An 18,608-nucleotide genomic window follows, 5' to 3' on the forward strand; every position below is an offset into this window, starting at 1 on the left:
CGCCCCCGTGCGTTGTGATGCGGCGCGCTCCCGAAGCGGGGGCGCGCCGCATGCAACACAGGAGACACTAATAATGAGTCAAGCGATCGAAGTCAAAGTGCCGGACATCGGCGATTTCAAGGACATTCCCGTGATCGAGGTTCTGGTCAAGGTGGGCGATGTCGTTGAACAGGAACAGTCCCTCGTCACGCTGGAATCCGACAAGGCCACCATGGATGTACCGAGCTCCTCCGCGGGCACGGTCAAGGAAGTAAAGGTCAAAGTGGGCGATAACGTGTCGGAAGGCACGTTGATCGTCGTATTGGAAAGCGGCGCTTCCGCGCCCGCCCAAGCCGACGCGCCCGCCAAGCAGGAAGCGCCGGCCGGCACGACCACGCAGTCGCAACCCGCGCAAGCCGCTCAGGCTTCGAGCGGCGGCGGATCGGTGGAAGTGAAGGTGCCGGATATCGGCGACTTCACGGATATCCCGGTCATCGAAATCGGCGTGAAGGTTGGCGACAAGGTGGAGAAGGAGCAGTCGCTCGTCACGCTCGAATCCGACAAGGCGACCATGGATGTGCCTTCGCCTGCCGCCGGCACCGTCAAGGAATTGAAGGTCAAGCTCGGCGATACGGTGTCAGAAGGCACGCTGATTCTGATTCTCGAAGGCGGCGAAAGCAGCCCGGCCGCTTCCGCGCCCAAGCAGGAGGCGCCGAAGCAGGAAGCGCCGAAGCCGGTCGAAGCGCCGCCCGATGCGCCCGCCAAACCCGCGCCCGCTCCGGCCCAGCCGTCCGCGCTCGCGCAGGCGCCCGCGATTCCCGCAGGCGATGGCACACGCACGTCGAGCCACGCGTCGCCTTCGGTGCGCAAGTTCGCGCGCGAACTCGGCGTCGATGTCACGCGTGTGCGCGGTTCCGGTCCGAAAGGCCGCATCACGCAAGGCGACATCACCGCGTTCGTGAAGGGCGTCATGTCGGGTCAGGGCGCAGCGCCCGCCGCGGTTGCCGCACCTGCTGGCGGCGGTGGCGACCTCAACTTGCTGCCGTGGCCGAAGATCGACTTCACGAAGTTCGGTCCTGTCGATCCGAAGCCGCTGTCGCGCATCAAGAAGATCTCGGGTGCGAACCTGCATCGCAACTGGGTGATGATCCCGCACGTCACGAACAACGACGAAGCGGACATCACCGAGCTCGAAGCGCTGCGCGTGAAGCTGAACAAGGAAAACGAGAAGTCGGGCATCAAGATCACGATGCTGGCTTTCGTCATCAAGGCAGTGGTTTCCGCGCTGAAGAAATTCCCGACCTTCAACGCGAGTCTCGACGGCGACAACCTCGTCTTCAAGAAGTATTTCCACGTTGGCTTCGCAGCCGATACACCGAACGGCCTCGTCGTCCCGGTGATCCGCGACGCCGACAAGAAGGGCTTGATGGATATCGCGAAGGAGATGACGGATCTCTCGAAGCTCGCTCGCGAAGGCAAGCTGAAGCCGGACCAGATGCAAGGCGGCTGCTTCTCGATTTCTTCGCTGGGCGGCATCGGTGGCACGAACTTCACGCCGATCATCAACGCGCCGGAAGTGGCCATCCTGGGTCTGTCGCGTGGCGCGATGAAGCCGGTGTGGGACGGCAAGCAGTTCGTGCCGCGCCTCACGTTGCCGCTGTCGCTGTCGTATGACCACCGCGTCGTCGACGGTGCGGAGGCGGCGCGCTTCAACGCCTATCTCGCGGGCATTCTGGCGGACTTCCGCCGGGTGATTCTCTAAAAAAGTGGCGCGTGTCTTCCTCGCTCGATTGTGCGGGCAAGACACGTGAGACGCTGGGACCGGCGCGTGCTTCGGTGCGCGCGCCTGCTCCAACCGCTCTTCTTCGCCATCATCTTGCATGGGACCCGGGTCAGGCGCTTCAGGCACCGGCTCTGGTCGACATAGGGGACAAATATGAGTCTCGTCGAACTAAAAGTACCCGACATCGGCGACTTCTCCGATGTCGATGTCATCGAAGTCAATATCAAGCCCGGCGACGCCATCGAAAAGGAACAGGGCGTCATCACGCTCGAAACCGATAAGGCCACCATGGAAGTGCCCGCCGACCAGGCAGGCACGATCAAGGAAGTGAAGGTCAAACAGGGCGACAAAGTCTCGCAAGGCTCGGTCATCGCGATGATCGAAACCGAAGGCGCGAGCGCCGCTGCGGAACCTAAGGCCGAAGCGCCGAAGGAAGCGTCGTCCGCAAAGCCGGCTGCACCCGCGCCCGCGGCGTCGGGCGGCGGCGCACAGGACGTGAAGGTGCCGGATATCGGCGACTTCAAGGATATTCCGGTCATCGAGATCCATGTGAAGCCGGGCGATACGGTCGAGAAGGAGCAATCGCTCGTCACGCTCGAATCCGACAAGGCGACCATGGATGTGCCTTCGCCCGCCGCGGGCACCGTGAAGGAACTGAAGGTCAAGCTGGGCGACAACGTCTCCGAAGGCAGCGTGATTCTGACGCTCGAAGGTCAGGGCGGAGGCGTGAGCGAAGTGCCGACCAAGCCGACGGCCGCGCAACCGCAGCCCGCCGAAAAGGCGAGCGCCGCGCCCGCGCCGAAGGCAGGCAGTTATTCGGGCAGCGCGGATGTCGAGTGCGACATGCTCGTGCTCGGCGCAGGCCCCGGCGGCTATTCGGCGGCGTTCCGCGCAGCGGATCTCGGCATGAGCACCGTACTCGTCGAACGCTATGCGACCCTGGGCGGCGTGTGTCTGAACGTCGGCTGCATTCCGTCGAAGGCGCTGCTGCATACCGCGCTCGTGCTCGACGAAGCCAAGCATCTCGAATCGCACGGCATCACGTTCGGCAAGCCGAGCATCGATCTGGACAAGCTGCGCGGCTTCAAGGAAGGCGTCGTCAAGAAGCTGACCGGCGGTCTCGCGGGCATGGCGAAGGCGCGCAAGGTACAGGTGGTGACGGGCGTCGGTACGTTCGTCGATCCGAACCACATGGAAGTGCAGGGCGACGGCGGCAAGAAGGTCGTCAAGTTCAAGAAGGCGATCATTGCGGCGGGTTCGCAGGCGGTGAAGTTGCCGTTCTTCCCGGACGATCCGCGCGTGGTCGACTCGACCGGCGCGCTCGAACTGCGTCAGATTCCGAAGCGCATGCTGGTGGTGGGCGGCGGAATCATCGGGCTGGAAATGGCGACGGTTTATGCGTCGCTCGGCTCCGAAATCGATGTCGTCGAAATGCTCGACGGTCTTATGATGGGCGCCGACCGCGATCTCGTGAAGGTCTGGGAGAAGTACAACGCGAAGCGCTTCGCCAACGTCATGCTGAAGACCAAGACGACCAAGGCGGAAGCCAAGGACGACGGCATTTACGTGACGTTCGAGGGCGACAAGGCGCCGACCGAAGCGCAGCGTTACGACCTCGTGTTGCTGGCCGTGGGCCGCAGTCCGAACGGCGGGAAGATCGGCGCGGACAAGGCGGGCGTCGCGGTGACGGATCGCGGCTTCATCAACGTCGACAAGCAACTGCGTACGAACGTCGAGCATATTTTTGCGATCGGCGATCTCGTTGGCCAGCCGATGCTCGCGCACAAGGCCGTGCACGAAGGCCACGTCGCGGCGGAAGCGGCGCATGGCGAGAAGGCGTACTTCGATGCGCTGCAAATTCCGTCGGTGGCTTATACCGATCCGGAAGTGGCGTGGGCCGGCAAGACCGAAGACCAGTGCAAGGCCGAAGGCATCAAGTACGGCAAGGCGGTGTTCCCGTGGGCCGCTTCGGGCCGCGCGATCGCCAATGGTCGCGACGAGGGCTTCACCAAGCTGATTTTCGATGAAGCGACGCATCGCGTGATCGGCGGCGGGATCGTCGGATTGAACGCGGGCGATCTGATCAGCGAAGTGTGTCTCGCGGTCGAGATGGGCGCGGATGCCACGGACATCGGCAAGACCATCCACCCGCATCCGACCTTGGGCGAATCCATTGGCATGGCGGCGGAGTTGTACGAAGGCGTCTGTACGGACTTGCCGCCGCAGCGCAAGAAGTAAGCGGCCGCAAGAGGGTGTCGAGCGAAGCGCGCTTCTTCACGGAAGCGCGCTTTTGCTTTGAACTGCCCGCTCGAATGCGTGAAGCGAAAGCCGTTTTTCCGAACCAACAGATGACAAAAAACCCGGCGCGAGGCCGGGTTTTTCGTGATTCTTGCTTCGTCAACCGGGCGAACCCGGCTTCGGACTTACGCAACCGTCTTCTTGGCGGTGCGCGTAGCTTGTTCGGTCGCTTGCGTAGCGGCCTTCGTGGCGGCCGTGGCGGCTGCGTTGAAGTTGCTTTCAGCGATTTCGACAGCTTGCTTCGTTGCCTTGTGAACCGTTTCGTACGTCGTGTTGGCAGCGGTGATGGCCGACTTCATGACTGCGACTGCGGTTTCCGAACCAGCCGGTGCGTTTTTCGCGACGTTGTCGACGAGCGATTGCATCTTGCGGTTTTGCTCTTCGTACTGAGCTTCAGCAACGCGAGCGAATTCAGCTTGCGTGGACGATGCGATTTCATACAGATGACGGCCGTACGACAGAACCTTCTCGGCGACCGGCTGCGTGAGGCTTGCTTGCAGCGAGAGGAGTTCTTGTGCGTCCTTGACCGACAGCGCGCGCTGGGTGTTCTCCTGGCTTTCGGCCAGGGTCGACTTCACGACTTGCAGATTCAGTTCGACCAGCTTTTCGATACCTTCGAATGCCTTGTTCGTGAGGCCGAACAGCGTGTCGAAGTTAGCTTTTTGTGCGGCGGCGATTTGCTCGGGGGTCAACAGGGTCATCTCAGGCTCCTGATAGTCGACCCATCAACGCGGGTCGTGGTTTGGTAGATCCGGCGCGCCGTTGCGGCCGGTTACTGCAAAGTGCGATTGGTGCGTCGCAACATGAAGCCATTTTAGAGATATTCCGATAGATGTCAAGCGTTTTTTGTGCATTGCACAATAGGCCGAAAGGTCTTTTTAAACAATGGCTTAAGTTAGATCTCACCGGCATGCGCTGCTGCTCGGTGAAAACCCTATGCACCGACGCAGGGCGTGGCGTTGCGAGACGCTCTTAACCGGAAAGAGCGTTATGAAAGCACGCTAGGAAGACAGAACTATGTTCCGTCGATGCGCATGCTGGAGACGAGCATCGGCAAGAAAGATGAGATGTTTCTGTAGTAAGTCCTATTTTTAGGATGACGCCGTACACCAAATTGTTGAAGAGACGTTAACATTTCGACTGTCGGTTGCGTTGTTGTTGTGTTGACGCCGCATCCGTCCACCGCACGCAGCCTTCTTCGAATTTTCGCTTCGCTGTCTTTCAGACCCGAATCCGCGATTCCTGGCTCAAGTTGCAGAAAGTTTTGCCGATAGTGCGCTTGTCGTCTCGTATAAAAGCGCACTGTTGGCAGCACTGCTGCAAAGCGCGATCGTTTTTTCCGATCAAAGCGCGCGTTGTGTAACGATAAGCAATCGTGGCTTACAACTCGGTTTAACGAGTGCGGATAAGTGCTTAATATTGCTTAAATTTCGTAGCTTCACTACACTTGGCGGTACTCTCCAGCCGCCCAACAGAACACTAATGAAAACCGAAATGTTTTCGTCGTTTAAGGTGGTTCATGGCGTAGCGCTGCGCTCCGCGTTGTCGATCGCCATTTCCATCGCCGTAGCGACGTCCTTTGCAGCGGCTCCGGCTGAAGCCCTCGCAAAAACCGCCACCGCAACCAAATCCGTCAAGAAATCCGCGAAGTCCACTGCTTCCGCCGAGAAGGCCGAAAAGCCTGCTCGTGTGGCGAAGACATCGGCGAAATCAGGCCGTGCTGCCCGCGTAGCCAAGGTCGCCGCCGAAGACGACGACGTGCCCCGGGCTTCCCGCAAGCGTCGAGTGAATTACCGCATGGACCCGCGCTCGCGCCGCGCCGCAGTGCACTCGGTGGCGTATCAGCCGCGTGCCACTTCGGTCGGTTCGGCATTCGGTCTGCATGAAACGCCCGACAGCCTGGCGCTGCGTTCGAGCGTGGCCTATGTGGTGGACCAGAACACGTCCGAAACGCTTTTCGACAAGAATTCGCGCGCCGTCGTGCCTATCGCGTCCATCACCAAATTGATGACGGCCATGGTCACGCTCGACTCGCACTTGCCGCTCACCGACGAAATGACGGTGACCGACGAAGATCGCGATTACGAGAAGTTCACGGGCTCGCGGCTCGCCGTCGGCTCGGAGCTCAATCGCGAGGACATGCTGCATATCGCGCTCATGGCATCGGAAAATCGCGCGGCGGCCGCGTTGTCGCGCTATTACCCGGGTGGCCGGCCGGCTTTCATCGCGGCAATGAACGCGAAAGCGAAGTCGCTCGGCATGACCGACACGCATTTCGAGAACTCCACGGGTCTCACGAGCCTCAACGTTTCGAGCGCACGCGATCTCGTGAAGATGGTGAACGCGGCGTATCAATATCCGCTCATCCGCAAGTTCTCGACGGATCGCAGCTACGAAGTCTTCACCGGCAAGCGCAATCTCGCCTACAACAGCACGAACGCGCTGGTGCGTAATGCGTCGTGGGATATCGGTTTGCAGAAGACCGGCTTCATCAACGAAGCGGGCGAGTGCCTGGTGATGCAGGCAACGGTCAACGGCCGCCCGGTCGTGATCGTGCTGCTCGATTCCTACGGCAAGTATTCGCGCTTCGCGGATGCCGGCCGCCTGCGTTCGTTCCTCGATACGCTCGGCGAACCGCGCATCATGAGTGCGGACATGGGTAGCGGCACGAACCCCTAAGCACGTTTGAATAAGCAGAAAGCCGGATGGGTCTCTCGACCCGTCCGGCTTTTTGTCTTTGAAGCAGCGTTTCTAACGCAAGATTCAGCGCGATGCGGCTGCAACCGGCTCGAGGTGATAACCCAGCGAGCGCGAGATCTCCAGCGCCGTATGACTGAGTTGCTTGAGCCACGCGTCCTGCAGACGATCGGCCGGCGCCGACAACGACAAGCCCGCGACGAGCCGCCCGGTATCGTCGTAAATGCCCGCCGCGATACAGCGCACGCCCAGTTCGAGTTCTTCGTTATCGCGCGCGCAAGCCTGTTGCCGCACGAACGACAGCTCACGTTCCAGCTTCGACAGATCGGTGATGCTGTTCTGTGTGTGGCCCGAAAGACCCGTGCGCATGGCGTAGGCGCGCACGCGCGTGGTTTCGTCGGCGGCGAGGAAGAGCTTGCCGACCGAAGTCAGATGCAGCGGCGCGCGTCCACCGATCGCGCGCACGACCTGCATGCCGGAGCGTTCGGAATAAGCCCGCTCGATATAGACGATTTCGTCGCCCTGACGCACCGAGAGGTTGACCGTCTGTCCCGTTTGCCGATGCAGTTCGCGCATCGGCGGCATCGCGGCCTCGCGCACCGAAAGGCGCGCCTTGACCAGATTGCCCAGTTCGAGCAGACGCATGCCGAGCCGATACGTGCCTGGATCGGAGCGGTCCACCAGCCGGCAAAGCACCATGTCGTTCAGGATGCGGTGCGCCGTGGAAGGATGCAGATCGGTGCTTTGGGAGAGTTCCTTCAGGCTGACGGGATCGGTGTGGCCGGCAAGCGCGTCCAACAGACGCATCATGCGTTCGATCACCTGAATGGAGGTTTTGGATTCCGGGTTCGTATCGCTCATCGTGGAAATCGGTTGATGCGTCAAACTACGGATGCGCAATTGTATCTCATAATGTGAAAACGCGGTCGGCGGTTGGGGAGTGCCCGAACCACCGCCGCTTCGCGGATAATCGGCGTGCGTCTTAGAAAATCTCGATAAAACAGGAAACGCTCCACCATGCAAGTCGGACTATTCGTCACGTGCCTCATCGACATGATGCGGCCGGAGATCGGCTTCTCGGCTATCAAGCTGATCGAGCGCGCGGGTTTTACGGTGAGCGTGCCGCCCGCGCAAACCTGCTGCGGCCAGCCCGCGTATAACTCCGGCGATCGCAGGCTTGCACGCGATCTCGCCGAAAAAACGCTGCAGGAATTCGAACAATTCGACTACGTGGTGGTGCCGTCGGGTTCGTGCGGCGGAATGATCCGCGCGCATTACGGCGATCTCTTCCGCGACGATCCGCAACTCATGAATCGCTTCGCGCGCCTGCAACCGCGCGTCTTCGAACTCACCGATTTTCTCGTGAATGTTGCCAAGGCGCGCATGGAGCCCGGTGTGTTCGAAGGCGCCGTGACCTATCACGATTCCTGCTCGGGCCTGCGTGAACTCGGCGTGAAGGCGCAGCCGCGCGATTTGCTCGCACAAGCGGGCGTGCCCGTGACCGAGATGGCGGGCTGCGAACATTGCTGCGGTTTCGGCGGCACGTTCGCGGTGAAGTACGGCGACATTTCGACGGCCATCGTCGATGAAAAGTGCGCCAACATCAAGGCGAGCGGCGCGGCTACCGTCGTGCTGGGCGATCTCGGCTGCATGCTGAATATAGAAGGGCGCTTGAGGCGCACCGGCGACACGAGCACGCGTGTGCTGCATATCGCGCAAGTGCTTGCCGGCGACGCATCCGACTCCATCCGCAACTGACGAACGGGCGAGCCCATGCAAGTCCAGACGATGCACTTCAAGGCGCGCGCCGGCAGCAAACTCGCCGATGAGCGTCTGCAGCAGAACCTCACCAAGCTCTCGACCAAATTCGTGAGCGCGCGGGCGAGCGCGGTGCTCGATATCGACTTCGAGGCGACGCGCGCCGCGCTGAAGGAACGCCGCAATCGCGCGCTCGACAACCTCGACGTATGGCTCGAAACCTTCGAACGCGAGGCGACGCGCCGTGGCGCGACCGTGCTCTACGCGGAATCGACGCAGGATGCGGCGCGGTTGGTCGCGGACATCGCGTGCGAGCATGGCGTGAAAAAGGTCATCAAGACCAAGTCGATGGTCTCGGAAGAGATGCAACTGAATCGCGTGCTCGGCGAAATGGGCGTGCAGTCCATCGAAACCGATCTCGGCGAATACATCCTGCAGATCAACGACAACGAGCCGCCGAGCCACATCATTGCGCCCGTGGTTCATAAGGACAAGGAGCAGATCGCCGATCTCTTCGCGAAGACGCACGGCAAGCCGCGTCTCACGGACATCCCCGACATGACCCGCGAGGCGCGCGAGGTGCTGCGCCCGCATTTCATGTCCGCCGATATGGGCGTGACGGGCGGCAACTTTTTGATCGCGGAAACCGGCTCGGTGGCAGTTGTCACGAACGAAGGCAACGAAGGCATGTGTACCGTGATGCCGCGCGTGCACGTCGCGGTGACGGGCATCGAAAAGATTCTGCCGACGCTCGAAGATCTCGCCACCGCAATGCGTCTGCTACCGCGTTCGGCGACCGGGCAGACCATTTCCAATTACTTCTCACTGCTGACCGGCCCCCGCGCGATGGGCGAGCAGGACGGGCCCGAGCATATGTATTTCGTGCTCGTCGATGGCGGGCGCACCGGGCTTATTGGCGGCGAGTTCCAGGAGATGCTGCGGTGTATTCGCTGTGGCGCGTGCATGAATCACTGCCCGGTGTATCAGAAGATCGGCGGTCATGCGTATGGCTGGGTTTATCCCGGACCGATGGGTTCGGTGTTGACGCCGGCTTATGTGGGCATCGACAAGGCGCTCGATCTGCCGCAAGCCGCAACGCTATGCGGCGAATGCAACAGCGTGTGCCCGGTGGGCATTCCGCTGTCCGACCTGCTGCGCAAACTGCGCGAAAAGCAGACCGAACGCCATCTGCGCCCCTGGACCGAACGCGTGGCGCTCGCCGTGTGGGGTTACTTCGCGCTTCGGCCAATTGCTTATGCGCTTTTCACGAAACTCGCGGTGCGCGTGCTTGAAGTCATGGGCGGAAAGAGAAAGACGATATCGCGCATGCCATTCGGCGCCGGATGGACCGAAACACGCGATATGCCCGCGCCGGTCGGGCGCACCTTCCGCGAACTGTATAAGGCGAAAGGCACGCATCTCGGGTAAGCGTGTTTCCACGAAAGCGAAGTGAAAAAGCCGCGCCGGTTCGACCCGGCACGGCTTTTTAGCGCTCCGCGCAATCGACGCGTTATCCGCCGATCGGCCCGAGCGAGCTTCGCTGGTTGCCGCCGTGTCCGCCACCGCCACCGGCGCCACCGCCTTGATCGCCACCGCGATGGTAGCCGCCATTGCCGCCACCGTTTCCGCCAGGATTCGCGGCGGGCGCCTGCGGACGTCCTGGCGGGACGCCGCCGACGGCTCGCGGCAACGGCGCGCCTCCGCCTGCCTGTTGAGGCGGCGGTCCGCCCACCGGACGGCCTCCACCGGCTTGCGGTGGCTGACCACCACCCGGCTGATGTCCGCCGCCCGCTTGTTGCGGTTGATTATTTCCTTGCGGCGGGCGCCCACGCGGATAGTCCCCGCGATTCCAGTTGCCCGATGGCGGACGACGCCAGCCTGGACCGTCATCCCAATAGCGGCCGGGGCCAGGACCGTAGTAAGCGGGGCCAGGACCGGAGTAGTAGCCGCCGCCCACCGCTACGCCGGGCTGAACGACCACCGGCGCGCCGTACGCGTCGTAGCCATAGCCGGGATCGGCGTAGCCCGCGGCGGGATATCCGCCACCGTAGGATGATCCATCGGGATAGACCGCGCAGCCGCCTAGTACCAAAGCCGATGACGCGATCAAAAGTCCAGCAACTGCGGATTTCATGTCGTTGATTAGTTCGTTGCAGTAATAACAATAAGACACCCGGCGTGCTCCGATGTCCCCAAGAACTTTGTAAGGTTTTATGACGATTGGCCCGTTCTTGTTGCAATTTCAAAGCCGTGGGTTCGCTACGTTTCGTTGTCCGCCACGCAACGAAGCTTTGCTTTTCAGCGTCTTTTTAAGATGTCGGCGATTCCGTAAAATTCGATAGTCGCTTAGTGGGCATCATTCATGCACTTGATGCGACGACGAACAGAGGTAATCCCATGAAAAAGACAATATCGACCTATTGGCCCGCCGCGATCCTGCTGCCGCTTGTACTGACGTTCTGCATGCACGCGGGCGAGCCCCGGTCAGCCGTCGAACGTCACGGGCGTTCGGGCGTGGCAAGCGTGAGCGCGGAATTGGCGCGCGCGATTTCCTACGGCTTAGTCGATGACGACGACGCAAGACCCAACGCGCCGGCACGTCCCGAATCGATATAGACGCCGGCGAAACGCCGCGCAACGGCCACAAAAAATGGCGCCCTTCATGAGAAGGACGCCATTTTCTTTTTCAGCAAACGCGCGTGCAATGCCTTACTTCAGCACGCTTGCCACTGCGTTGGCGACGACATCGATATTGCGCAGATTCAGCGCAGCCACGCAGATGCGCCCCGTGCTGACCGCATAGATGCCGAATTCTTCCCGCAGACGGTCCACTTGCGGCGCGGTCAGGCCCGAGTACGAGAACATGCCGCGCTGACGGTCGACGAAGGAAAAGTCGCGATCCACGCCCGCGCCCTTCAGACGCTCGACGAGGCCATTACGCATGGCGCGGATACGATCGCGCATCTCGCCCAGTTCCTGTTCCCACAGCGCACGCAGTTCCGGCGATGCCAGCACGGCCGCGACCACCGAGCCACCGTGCGTCGGCGGGTTCGAATAGTTGGTGCGAATCACGCGCTTCAATTGCGACAGCACGCGCGACGACTCTTCCTTACTCGACGTGATGATGGACAGCGCGCCAACGCGCTCGCCATACAGCGAGAACGACTTCGAGAACGACGACGACACGAACACGTTCAGATCCGACGCGGCGAAGAGGCGCACGGCGGCGGCATCGGCTTCGATGTTTTCGCCGAAGCCTTGATACGCGATGTCTAGGAACGGCACGAGGTTGCGCGCCTTCACGACTTCGACGATCTGCGCCCACTGCGCGTCCGTCAGATCCACGCCGGTCGGGTTGTGGCAGCACGCGTGCAGCACGACGATGGTGCCGGCCGCGTAGCCGTTCAGCGCGTCGAGCATGGCCGCGAAGTTCACGCCATGCGTCGCCGCTTCGTAATACGGATAGTTGACGACCTCGAAGCCCGCGCCTTCGAAGAGCGCGCGATGGTTTTCCCAGCTCGGGTCGCTGATCGCGACTTTCGCGCCCGGATTCACGCGCTTCAGAAAGTCCGCTCCAATCTTGAGCGCGCCCGTGCCGCCCAGCGCCTGCGCCGTGACGATACGGCCCGAAGCGATCAGCGGCGAGTCGCGGCCGACGAGCAGCGTCTGGACGGCCGAGTCGTACGCGGCGATGCCGTCGATAGGCAGATAGCCGCGCGGCAGCGCTGCATCGACGCGTGCTTTTTCAGCTTCGCGAACGGCGCGCAGAAGCGGAATCTTGCCTTCTTCGTTGGTGTAGACACCAACGCCCAGATTGACCTTGGTCGGGCGCGGGTCGGCGTTGAAGGCTTCGTTGAGGCCCAGAATCGGGTCGCGGGGAGCGAGTTCGACGGCAGAGAAAAGAGACATGATCTATCGGCAGTGGAAGGAAGACGTGCGGCGGGAAGAACGATGCTTGGGCGCTCGAAAAAGCGGCGCGTGACGTCGTTGGCGGCGCGGTCGTGCGGGGGCGCCCCCTCGAAGCCCAGTCGCATATTGTATCGAATCCGGCGCTGCATTTCGGATCGAGCGTTATTCTATGTACGCGCTTTTTTCTCGCGAGCAAGAATAAGCGCATGGGCGCTGGCCGGTTGAACGCCTTGTCCGGCATGCGCGCAAGCCTCGATTGGACGGCATCGACGGAACAGCGCGGAGCCTTGCGCGCCATTGCTTGACTTCCACCCAACGGTCCCAACCTCCTCGATTCCGCCTCCGTGAGGCGGCCCGCGCCACTTTCGCCGCAGCCGCTAGAATAGGTGTTTGCTCCGGCGCCGACTTAGAAGATTCCCCTCTCCATGTCCGATACCCTTATCGAAACGCCCGACGCACTGGACGAATCGAAGTTCGCCACGTTCGAAGGCTCGCCGTTTCAGCTCTATCAGCCGTATCCGCCCGCGGGCGATCAGCCCGAGGCCATCAAGACGCTCGTCGAGGGCGTGGACGACGGTCTCTCGTTCCAGACGCTGCTCGGCGTGACCGGCTCGGGCAAGACCTTCACGATGGCCAACGTCATCGCGCGTCTGGGCCGGCCCGCCATCGTTTTCGCGCCCAACAAGACGCTCGCCGCGCAGCTCTACGCCGAATTCCGCGAGTTTTTCCCGCGCAACGCGGTCGAGTACTTCGTCTCGTACTACGACTATTACCAGCCGGAAGCGTATGTGCCGCAGCGCGATCTTTTCATCGAGAAGGATTCGTCGATCAACGAGCATATCGAGCAGATGCGGCTCTCGGCGACCAAGAGCCTGCTCGAACGCCGCGACGTGGTGATCGTGGCGACGGTGTCGGCCATTTACGGTATCGGCAATCCGTCCGAGTATCACAAGATGATCCTCACGCTGCGCGTAGGCGACAAGCTCGGCCAGCGCGATGTCATCGCGCGGCTGATCGCCATGCAATACACGCGCAACGAGGCGGATTTTCAGCGCGGCTCGTTCCGTGTGCGAGGCGACACCATCGACATCTTTCCGGCGGAACACGCGGAAATGGCGGTGCGAGTCGAATTGTTCGACGACGAAATCGAGTCGATGCAGCTTTTCGATCCGCTCACCGGCCGCGTGCGCAACAAGATTCCGCGCTTCACGGTGTATCCGTCGTCGCATTACGTGACGCCGCGCGACACCGTCATGCGCGCGATCGAAACCATCAAGCTGGAACTGCGCGAGCGGCTGGAGTTTTTCCATAGCCAGGGCAAGCTCGTCGAGGCGCAGCGGCTCGAACAGCGCACGCGCTTCGACCTGGAAATGCTGCAGGAACTGGGTTTCTGCAAGGGCATCGAGAATTACTCGCGGCATTTCTCGGGCTCGGCGCCCGGTGAACCGCCGCCGACGCTCGTCGACTACCTGCCGCCCGACGCCATCATGTTGCTCGACGAGTCGCACGTGCTGATCGGCCAGTTGAACGGCATGTATAACGGCGACCGTGCGCGCAAGGAAAATCTCGTCGATTACGGTTTCCGCATGCCGTCCGCGCTCGACAACCGGCCGCTCAAGTTCAACGAATTCGAGCGCAAGATGCGCCAGGCCGTGTTCGTCTCCGCGACGCCCGCCGACTACGAACAGAAGAAAGCGGGGCAAGTGGCCGAGCAACTCGTGCGGCCGACAGGTCTCGTCGATCCCGAAATCGAGGTGCGGCCCGCGCGCTCGCAGGTCGACGACGTGCTCTCCGAGATCAACGCGCGCGTCGCGGTGCACGAACGCGTGCTCGTTACCGTGCTGACCAAGCGCATGGCCGAACAGCTGACCGAATTTCTCGCCGATCACGGCGTGAAGGTGCGCTATTTGCACAGCGATATCGACACGGTCGAGCGCGTGGAAATCATCCGCGATCTGCGGCTCGGCACGTTCGATGTGCTCGTCGGCATCAACTTGTTGCGCGAGGGTCTGGATATTCCTGAAGTGTCGCTCGTCGCCATTCTCGACGCGGACAAGGAAGGCTTCCTGCGCGCCGAGCGCTCGCTGATCCAGACAATCGGACGGGCGGCGCGCAACGTGAACGGCAAGGCGATCCTCTACGGCGACAACATGACGGACTCGATGAAGCGCGCCATCGACGAAACCGAGCGGCGCCGCGCCAAGCAGGTGGCGCATAACCTCGAGCGGGGCATCACGCCGCGCGGAGTGGAAAAGCGCATCAAGGACATCATCGATGGCGTCTACAACGCCGACGACGCACGCGCCGAACTGAAGGAAGCCCAGACGCGCGCGAAGTTCGAGGACATGACCGAGAAGCAGCTCGCGAAGGAAATCAAGCGGCTGGAAAAGCAAATGATGGATCACGCCAAGAATCTCGAATTCGAAAAAGCGGCGCAGACCCGCGACCAATTGGCGCTGTTACGTCAACGCGTGTTCGGCGCGAACGTGGGCGATCACATCACCGGCATCGGCGGAAAGTAAGGCGAAAGAAAGAAAGTTTTCATCGTTCTGTCTCAAGTGACGCGGCGAGCCGGAAGGCGCACCGCGTTTTTTTATCGGCCGCGAATGGACCGCGAGTTGGCTGCAAAGCCCGCCGGAGCCTTGCCGCAGCAGGCTTTTGTAAGCCCGCGCTAATTTGTCCCGAGTGGTGAAGGGTGCTAAACTGACGAACATTGAGAATGGTTCGTATTAACGTTTTCCAGATTCTGGAAGCGGTTTTCTGCTTCGCGCTAACGAACCGGCACCACAGTCATTTTTTTGCGCCGGCGCGCCTTTTTAAAGCGCCGGAGTTCGGTGGAAAGGGCGCGCCAATGTCACGCGCGCCATCGATAACAACAGGAGTGTTTGATGGGTTCAACGTTGATGCGCGGCCTCGTTGCCGCCGCAGGCCTCACGGCGATGATGGCGGCTTCCGCTGCTGAGTATCCGATCGGCAAGCAGCATATCGAAGGCGGCATGGAAACGGGCGCCGTCTATCTGCAGCCAATCACGATGGCGCCGGAAGGCATCATGCGCAAGGCATCGGATTCGGACATCCACCTCGAAGCGGATATTCACGCGGTCAAGAACAACCCGACCGGTTTCGCCGAAGGCGACTGGATGCCCTATCTGAACGTGACGTATGAACTCACGAAAACCGGCTCGACGCAGTCGGTCAAGGGCGACCTGATGGCGATGGTCGCAAGCGACGGCCCGCACTACGGCGACAACGTCAAGCTCTTCGGTCCGGGCAAATATCACCTCAAGCTGCATATCTCGCCGCCTTCCGAAACCGGCCACATGGCGTTCGGCCGTCACGTCGATAAGGAAACCGGCGTGGGTCCGTGGTTCAAGCCGTTCACGATCGAATACGACTTCCCGTTCGCGGGCATCGGCAAGAAGGGCGGGTACTAAGCTCGCGCACGGCGTTCGCGCGTTCCGGCAGGGGTTTGCAGTTCGCTGCGCTGCCGGACGCGTATCAATCAGGAAGTCCGCATGAAATTGAAAAGCCAGCTGATGGCGATGTTGCTCTCGGTCGCAGCGGGTCTTGGCGCGGCGCACGCCGCCGATCTGCCGACCTTCAAGCTCGAAATGAACGACGGCAAGCTGAACCCGGCGCGCATCGAAGTACCGGCGGGGCAGCGCATCAAGATCGAAGTGCATAACGTCGGCAAGGGCGCGGCCGAGTTCGAAAGCGTGCAGTTGCGCAAGGAGAAGGTGCTCGCGCCGGGTGCCGATTCGTTCGTGGTGATCGCGCCGCTCGATCCGGGCGAATACAAGTTCTTCGACGACTTTCATCAGACCGCGCAAGGCGTGATTGTCGCCAAGTAAATGTCGGTGCCGCGCGCGTGTCTCGGTGCGCTTACGCGGGTAAGTGAAGCAACGCAAAGGGGTTCAAATGGGGCAGGTACTTTTCATCGTCTGGCGTGAGAGCGTCGAAGCTTTGCTGGTCGTCGGCATTCTGTACGCATGGCTGAAGAACGGCGACCAGCAGGCGCGTCGCGGCCTGCCTTATCTGTGGTTCGGCGTGGCTGCGGGGCTGGTTGCCGCCATCGCGCTGGGCGCCGCGCTCATCGGCTTCACGGAAGTGCTGTCCGGCAACGCGCAGGATTACTTCCAGACCGGCATGGTGCTGATCGCGTGCGTGCTCATTGTGCAGATGGTCCTGTGGATGAAGCGTCACGGCCGCACGCTCAAGCGCGACATGGAAAGCTCGCTGCAAAAGAGCACGCAGGACGGACAGTTCTGGGGCATCGCGGTGCTGGTTGCGCTGGCTATCGCGCGTGAAGGCAGCGAGACGGCCGTGTTTCTGTATGGCGTCGGCTTCGGGCAATCGGGACACGTCGATGCTTCGCAGTATCTCGCGATCATCCTCGGCTTCGCGCTCGCGCTCCTGACGTTCTACGTGCTGCAACTCGGCGGCAAGATCTTCTCGTGGCGCTCGTTCTTTCGCGTGACCGAAATCATGCTGCTGTTCCTCGCCGCCGGCCTCTTCGAGACGGGCGTCGACAAACTGATCGACATGGAAGTGCTGCCGGTCATCGTCAATCAGGTGTGGAACTCGTCCGCGCTGCTCGACGACTCGAGCACCTTCGGTTCGCTCGTTGCCACCCTCACGGGTTATCGCGCGCATCCGGCGGGCATGAACCTGGTTGCCTACGCGGTCTACTGGATCGTGATTTATCTTCTCCTGCGCCGTTCCAATCATCAGATGGCGCAAAAACAAAAGGCGGCGAGCCGTCCAGCATGAGCTCTGTTCTGCAACGACCCGGCCGGCTGCAACAGGCCGGTCAATGGATGCAACGGCACGGCAACGCGATCCGCGGAATTCAGTGGGTCGTGGTTGCCGTGTACGCGTTTCTGATTCTCGTGCCGGCTGTCATGCCGCTGCCCGATGGCTCGGCGCATTTGTGGAATAACCTCACGCTTGCCGCGCAGTTCGTGTTCTGGGGCATCTGGTGGCCGTTCGTGCTGCTGTCGATGGTCATGCTCGGCCGAGTGTGGTGCGGTGTGCTGTGTCCGGAAGGCGCGCTCACCGAGTTCGCGAGCAAGTTCGGCCGCGGCTGGGCGATTCCGCGCTGGATGCGCTGGGGCGGCTGGCCGTTCGTCGCATTCGGACTCACGACCATCTACGGACAGATGGTGAGCGTCTATCAATATCCGAAAGCGGTGCTGCTCGTGCTCGGCGGCTCGACCGTGGGCGCGATGATCGTCGGCGTGCTGTATGGCCGCGAAAAGCGCGTGTGGTGCAAGTACCTCTGCCCGGTAAACGGCGTGTTCTCGCTGCTCGCACGGCTTGCGCCGTTTCACTACAAAGTCAGCGAAGACGCGTGGCGCCGTTCGTACAAGGAAGGCGAGCACGGGCATCGGGTGATTCCGATCAACTGCGCGCCGCTCGTGCCCCTGCGCAAGATGGAAGGCGCCGCCGACTGCCACATGTGCGGCCGATGCAGCGGCCATCGCGATGCCATCGCGCTCACGTGGCGCTCGCCGTCGGAGGAAGTGGTCGAGCTCGGCAACAAGGCGGCGAATCCTTGGGACACGGCGCTGATTCTGTACGGCTTGCTCGGCATCGCGATCGGTGCGTTCCACTGGACCGTGAGCACATGGTTTGTCGATCTTAAGCAGATCTTCGCGAGCTGGCTGATCGATCACAACATCCTCTGGCCGCTCGATACCAACGCGCCGTGGTTCCTCTTCACGCATTATCCCGAGCAGAACGACGTGTTCTCCTGGCTCGACGGCACAATGGTGATCGGCTATATCGTCGCGACGGGTCTCGTCTACGGCACGGCGCTCCTCGCGCTGCTGGCGCTCGGCACGCGCATGCTCGGCAAGATGAACGCGGCGCGGCTGCATCACCTGACGCTCTCGCTGATTCCGCTCGCGGGATGCGGCGTGTTTCTCGGCTTGTCGGCGACCACGGTCTCGCTCCTGCGCGCGGAGCATCTGCCGCTGTGGTGGGTGACGGACCTGCGCCTCGGGCTGCTTGGCGTCGCCAACTTGTGGAGCGCCTGGCTCGCGTGGCGCGTCACGGCTCGTTATTCCTCGACGCTTGTTCCGCGCGCACTCACGATGGTATGGTTTGTCGCGGCGCTCGCCGTCGCGGATAGCGCCTGGTATTTGATGTTCTGGGGCTTCAGCCGATAACGCCATTAGGTGAG

The 18,608-nt window shown here is 61.6% G+C and carries 15 protein-coding genes and 1 pseudogene; 12 read left to right on the forward strand and 4 right to left on the reverse strand.

The genetic code is table 11. The features are described from left to right. Nucleotides 1-73 precede the first annotated feature (73 nt). From aceF to lpdA, 3 genes and pseudogenes are all read left to right on the forward strand, one after another. The gene (gene aceF / locus NCT03_RS05480) at nucleotides 74-1,741 is read left to right on the forward strand and encodes a dihydrolipoyllysine-residue acetyltransferase (protein WP_244827600.1); all 1,668 of its coding nucleotides are present in this window, start codon (nucleotides 74-76) and stop codon (nucleotides 1,739-1,741) included. Between the two features lie 174 nt (nucleotides 1,742-1,915). After that, nucleotides 1,916-2,254, forward strand: a pseudogene (locus NCT03_RS34065) (biotin/lipoyl-containing protein); the annotation flags it as partial. A gap of 3 nt (nucleotides 2,255-2,257) precedes the next feature. Further along, nucleotides 2,258-4,000 carry a dihydrolipoyl dehydrogenase gene (gene lpdA, locus NCT03_RS05485; protein ID WP_309845202.1) on the forward strand — a complete coding sequence of 581 codons (1,743 nt, stop codon included), beginning with the start codon at nucleotides 2,258-2,260 and terminating at the stop codon, nucleotides 3,998-4,000. Nucleotides 4,001-4,185: 185 nt separating this feature from the next. Here lpdA and NCT03_RS05490 read toward each other — a convergent pair whose 3' ends face one another. Beyond that, the gene (locus NCT03_RS05490) at nucleotides 4,186-4,761 is read right to left on the reverse strand and encodes a phasin family protein (protein WP_250492149.1); all 576 of its coding nucleotides are present in this window, start codon (nucleotides 4,759-4,761) and stop codon (nucleotides 4,186-4,188) included. A gap of 781 nt (nucleotides 4,762-5,542) precedes the next feature. Here NCT03_RS05490 and pbpG point away from each other — a divergent pair. Then, nucleotides 5,543-6,739 carry a D-alanyl-D-alanine endopeptidase gene (gene pbpG / locus NCT03_RS05495; protein ID WP_244827603.1) on the forward strand — a complete coding sequence of 399 codons (1,197 nt, stop codon included), beginning with the start codon at nucleotides 5,543-5,545 and terminating at the stop codon, nucleotides 6,737-6,739. Nucleotides 6,740-6,823: 84 nt separating this feature from the next. Here pbpG and NCT03_RS05500 read toward each other — a convergent pair whose 3' ends face one another. Beyond that, on the reverse strand, nucleotides 6,824-7,618 hold the full coding sequence (locus tag NCT03_RS05500) for an IclR family transcriptional regulator (protein ID WP_250492150.1): 795 nt from the start codon (nucleotides 7,616-7,618) through the stop codon (nucleotides 6,824-6,826). A gap of 156 nt (nucleotides 7,619-7,774) precedes the next feature. Here NCT03_RS05500 and NCT03_RS05505 point away from each other — a divergent pair, with 156 nt between their 5' ends. Together NCT03_RS05505 and NCT03_RS05510 are read left to right on the forward strand one after the other, a co-directional pair. Then, the gene (locus NCT03_RS05505) at nucleotides 7,775-8,515 is read left to right on the forward strand and encodes a (Fe-S)-binding protein (RefSeq protein ID WP_250492151.1); all 741 of its coding nucleotides are present in this window, start codon (nucleotides 7,775-7,777) and stop codon (nucleotides 8,513-8,515) included. A 15-nt stretch (nucleotides 8,516-8,530) separates the two neighbouring features. Next, nucleotides 8,531-9,943 carry a lactate utilization protein B gene (locus NCT03_RS05510; protein ID WP_250492152.1) on the forward strand — a complete coding sequence of 471 codons (1,413 nt, stop codon included), beginning with the start codon at nucleotides 8,531-8,533 and terminating at the stop codon, nucleotides 9,941-9,943. Between the two features lie 82 nt (nucleotides 9,944-10,025). Here the strand turns inward: NCT03_RS05510 and NCT03_RS05515 are convergent, their stop codons facing one another. Continuing rightward, nucleotides 10,026-10,649 carry a hypothetical protein gene (locus tag NCT03_RS05515; protein ID WP_244827607.1) on the reverse strand — a complete coding sequence of 208 codons (624 nt, stop codon included), beginning with the start codon at nucleotides 10,647-10,649 and terminating at the stop codon, nucleotides 10,026-10,028. A gap of 263 nt (nucleotides 10,650-10,912) precedes the next feature. Here NCT03_RS05515 and NCT03_RS05520 point away from each other — a divergent pair, with 263 nt between their 5' ends. Further along, on the forward strand, nucleotides 10,913-11,131 hold the full coding sequence (locus NCT03_RS05520; RefSeq protein ID WP_250492153.1) for a hypothetical protein: 219 nt from the start codon (nucleotides 10,913-10,915) through the stop codon (nucleotides 11,129-11,131). 93 nt (nucleotides 11,132-11,224) lie between these two features. On the opposite strand, the gene NCT03_RS05525 is transcribed toward NCT03_RS05520, so the two are convergent. Then, entirely contained in the window at nucleotides 11,225-12,424 is a 1,200-nt protein-coding gene (locus NCT03_RS05525; protein ID WP_244827609.1) for an amino acid aminotransferase, read from the reverse strand. 425 nt (nucleotides 12,425-12,849) lie between these two features. On the opposite strand from NCT03_RS05525, the gene uvrB reads away from it, so the two are divergent. From uvrB to NCT03_RS05550, 5 genes are all read left to right on the forward strand, one after another. Continuing rightward, nucleotides 12,850-14,946, forward strand: a complete 2,097-nt coding sequence (gene uvrB / locus NCT03_RS05530; protein ID WP_244827610.1) for an excinuclease ABC subunit UvrB — start codon at nucleotides 12,850-12,852, stop codon at nucleotides 14,944-14,946. A 366-nt stretch (nucleotides 14,947-15,312) separates the two neighbouring features. Continuing rightward, entirely contained in the window at nucleotides 15,313-15,858 is a 546-nt protein-coding gene (locus NCT03_RS05535) for an iron transporter (RefSeq protein WP_370652099.1), read from the forward strand. An 81-nt stretch (nucleotides 15,859-15,939) separates the two neighbouring features. Next, nucleotides 15,940-16,275, forward strand: a complete 336-nt coding sequence (locus NCT03_RS05540; RefSeq protein ID WP_244827612.1) for a cupredoxin domain-containing protein — start codon at nucleotides 15,940-15,942, stop codon at nucleotides 16,273-16,275. A 67-nt stretch (nucleotides 16,276-16,342) separates the two neighbouring features. Further along, nucleotides 16,343-17,194: an FTR1 family iron permease gene (locus tag NCT03_RS05545; protein WP_244827613.1), complete on the forward strand. Its 852-nt coding sequence runs from the start codon at nucleotides 16,343-16,345 to the stop codon at nucleotides 17,192-17,194. Then, nucleotides 17,191-18,594, forward strand: a complete 1,404-nt coding sequence (locus tag NCT03_RS05550) for a 4Fe-4S binding protein (RefSeq protein WP_244827614.1) — start codon at nucleotides 17,191-17,193, stop codon at nucleotides 18,592-18,594. Before NCT03_RS05545 ends, NCT03_RS05550 begins: the two co-directional genes overlap by 4 nt. Nucleotides 18,595-18,608: the final 14 nt, after the last annotated feature.

This window comes from Caballeronia sp. GAWG1-1, assembly GCF_023631465.1.
GTDB lineage: Bacteria > Pseudomonadota > Gammaproteobacteria > Burkholderiales > Burkholderiaceae > Caballeronia.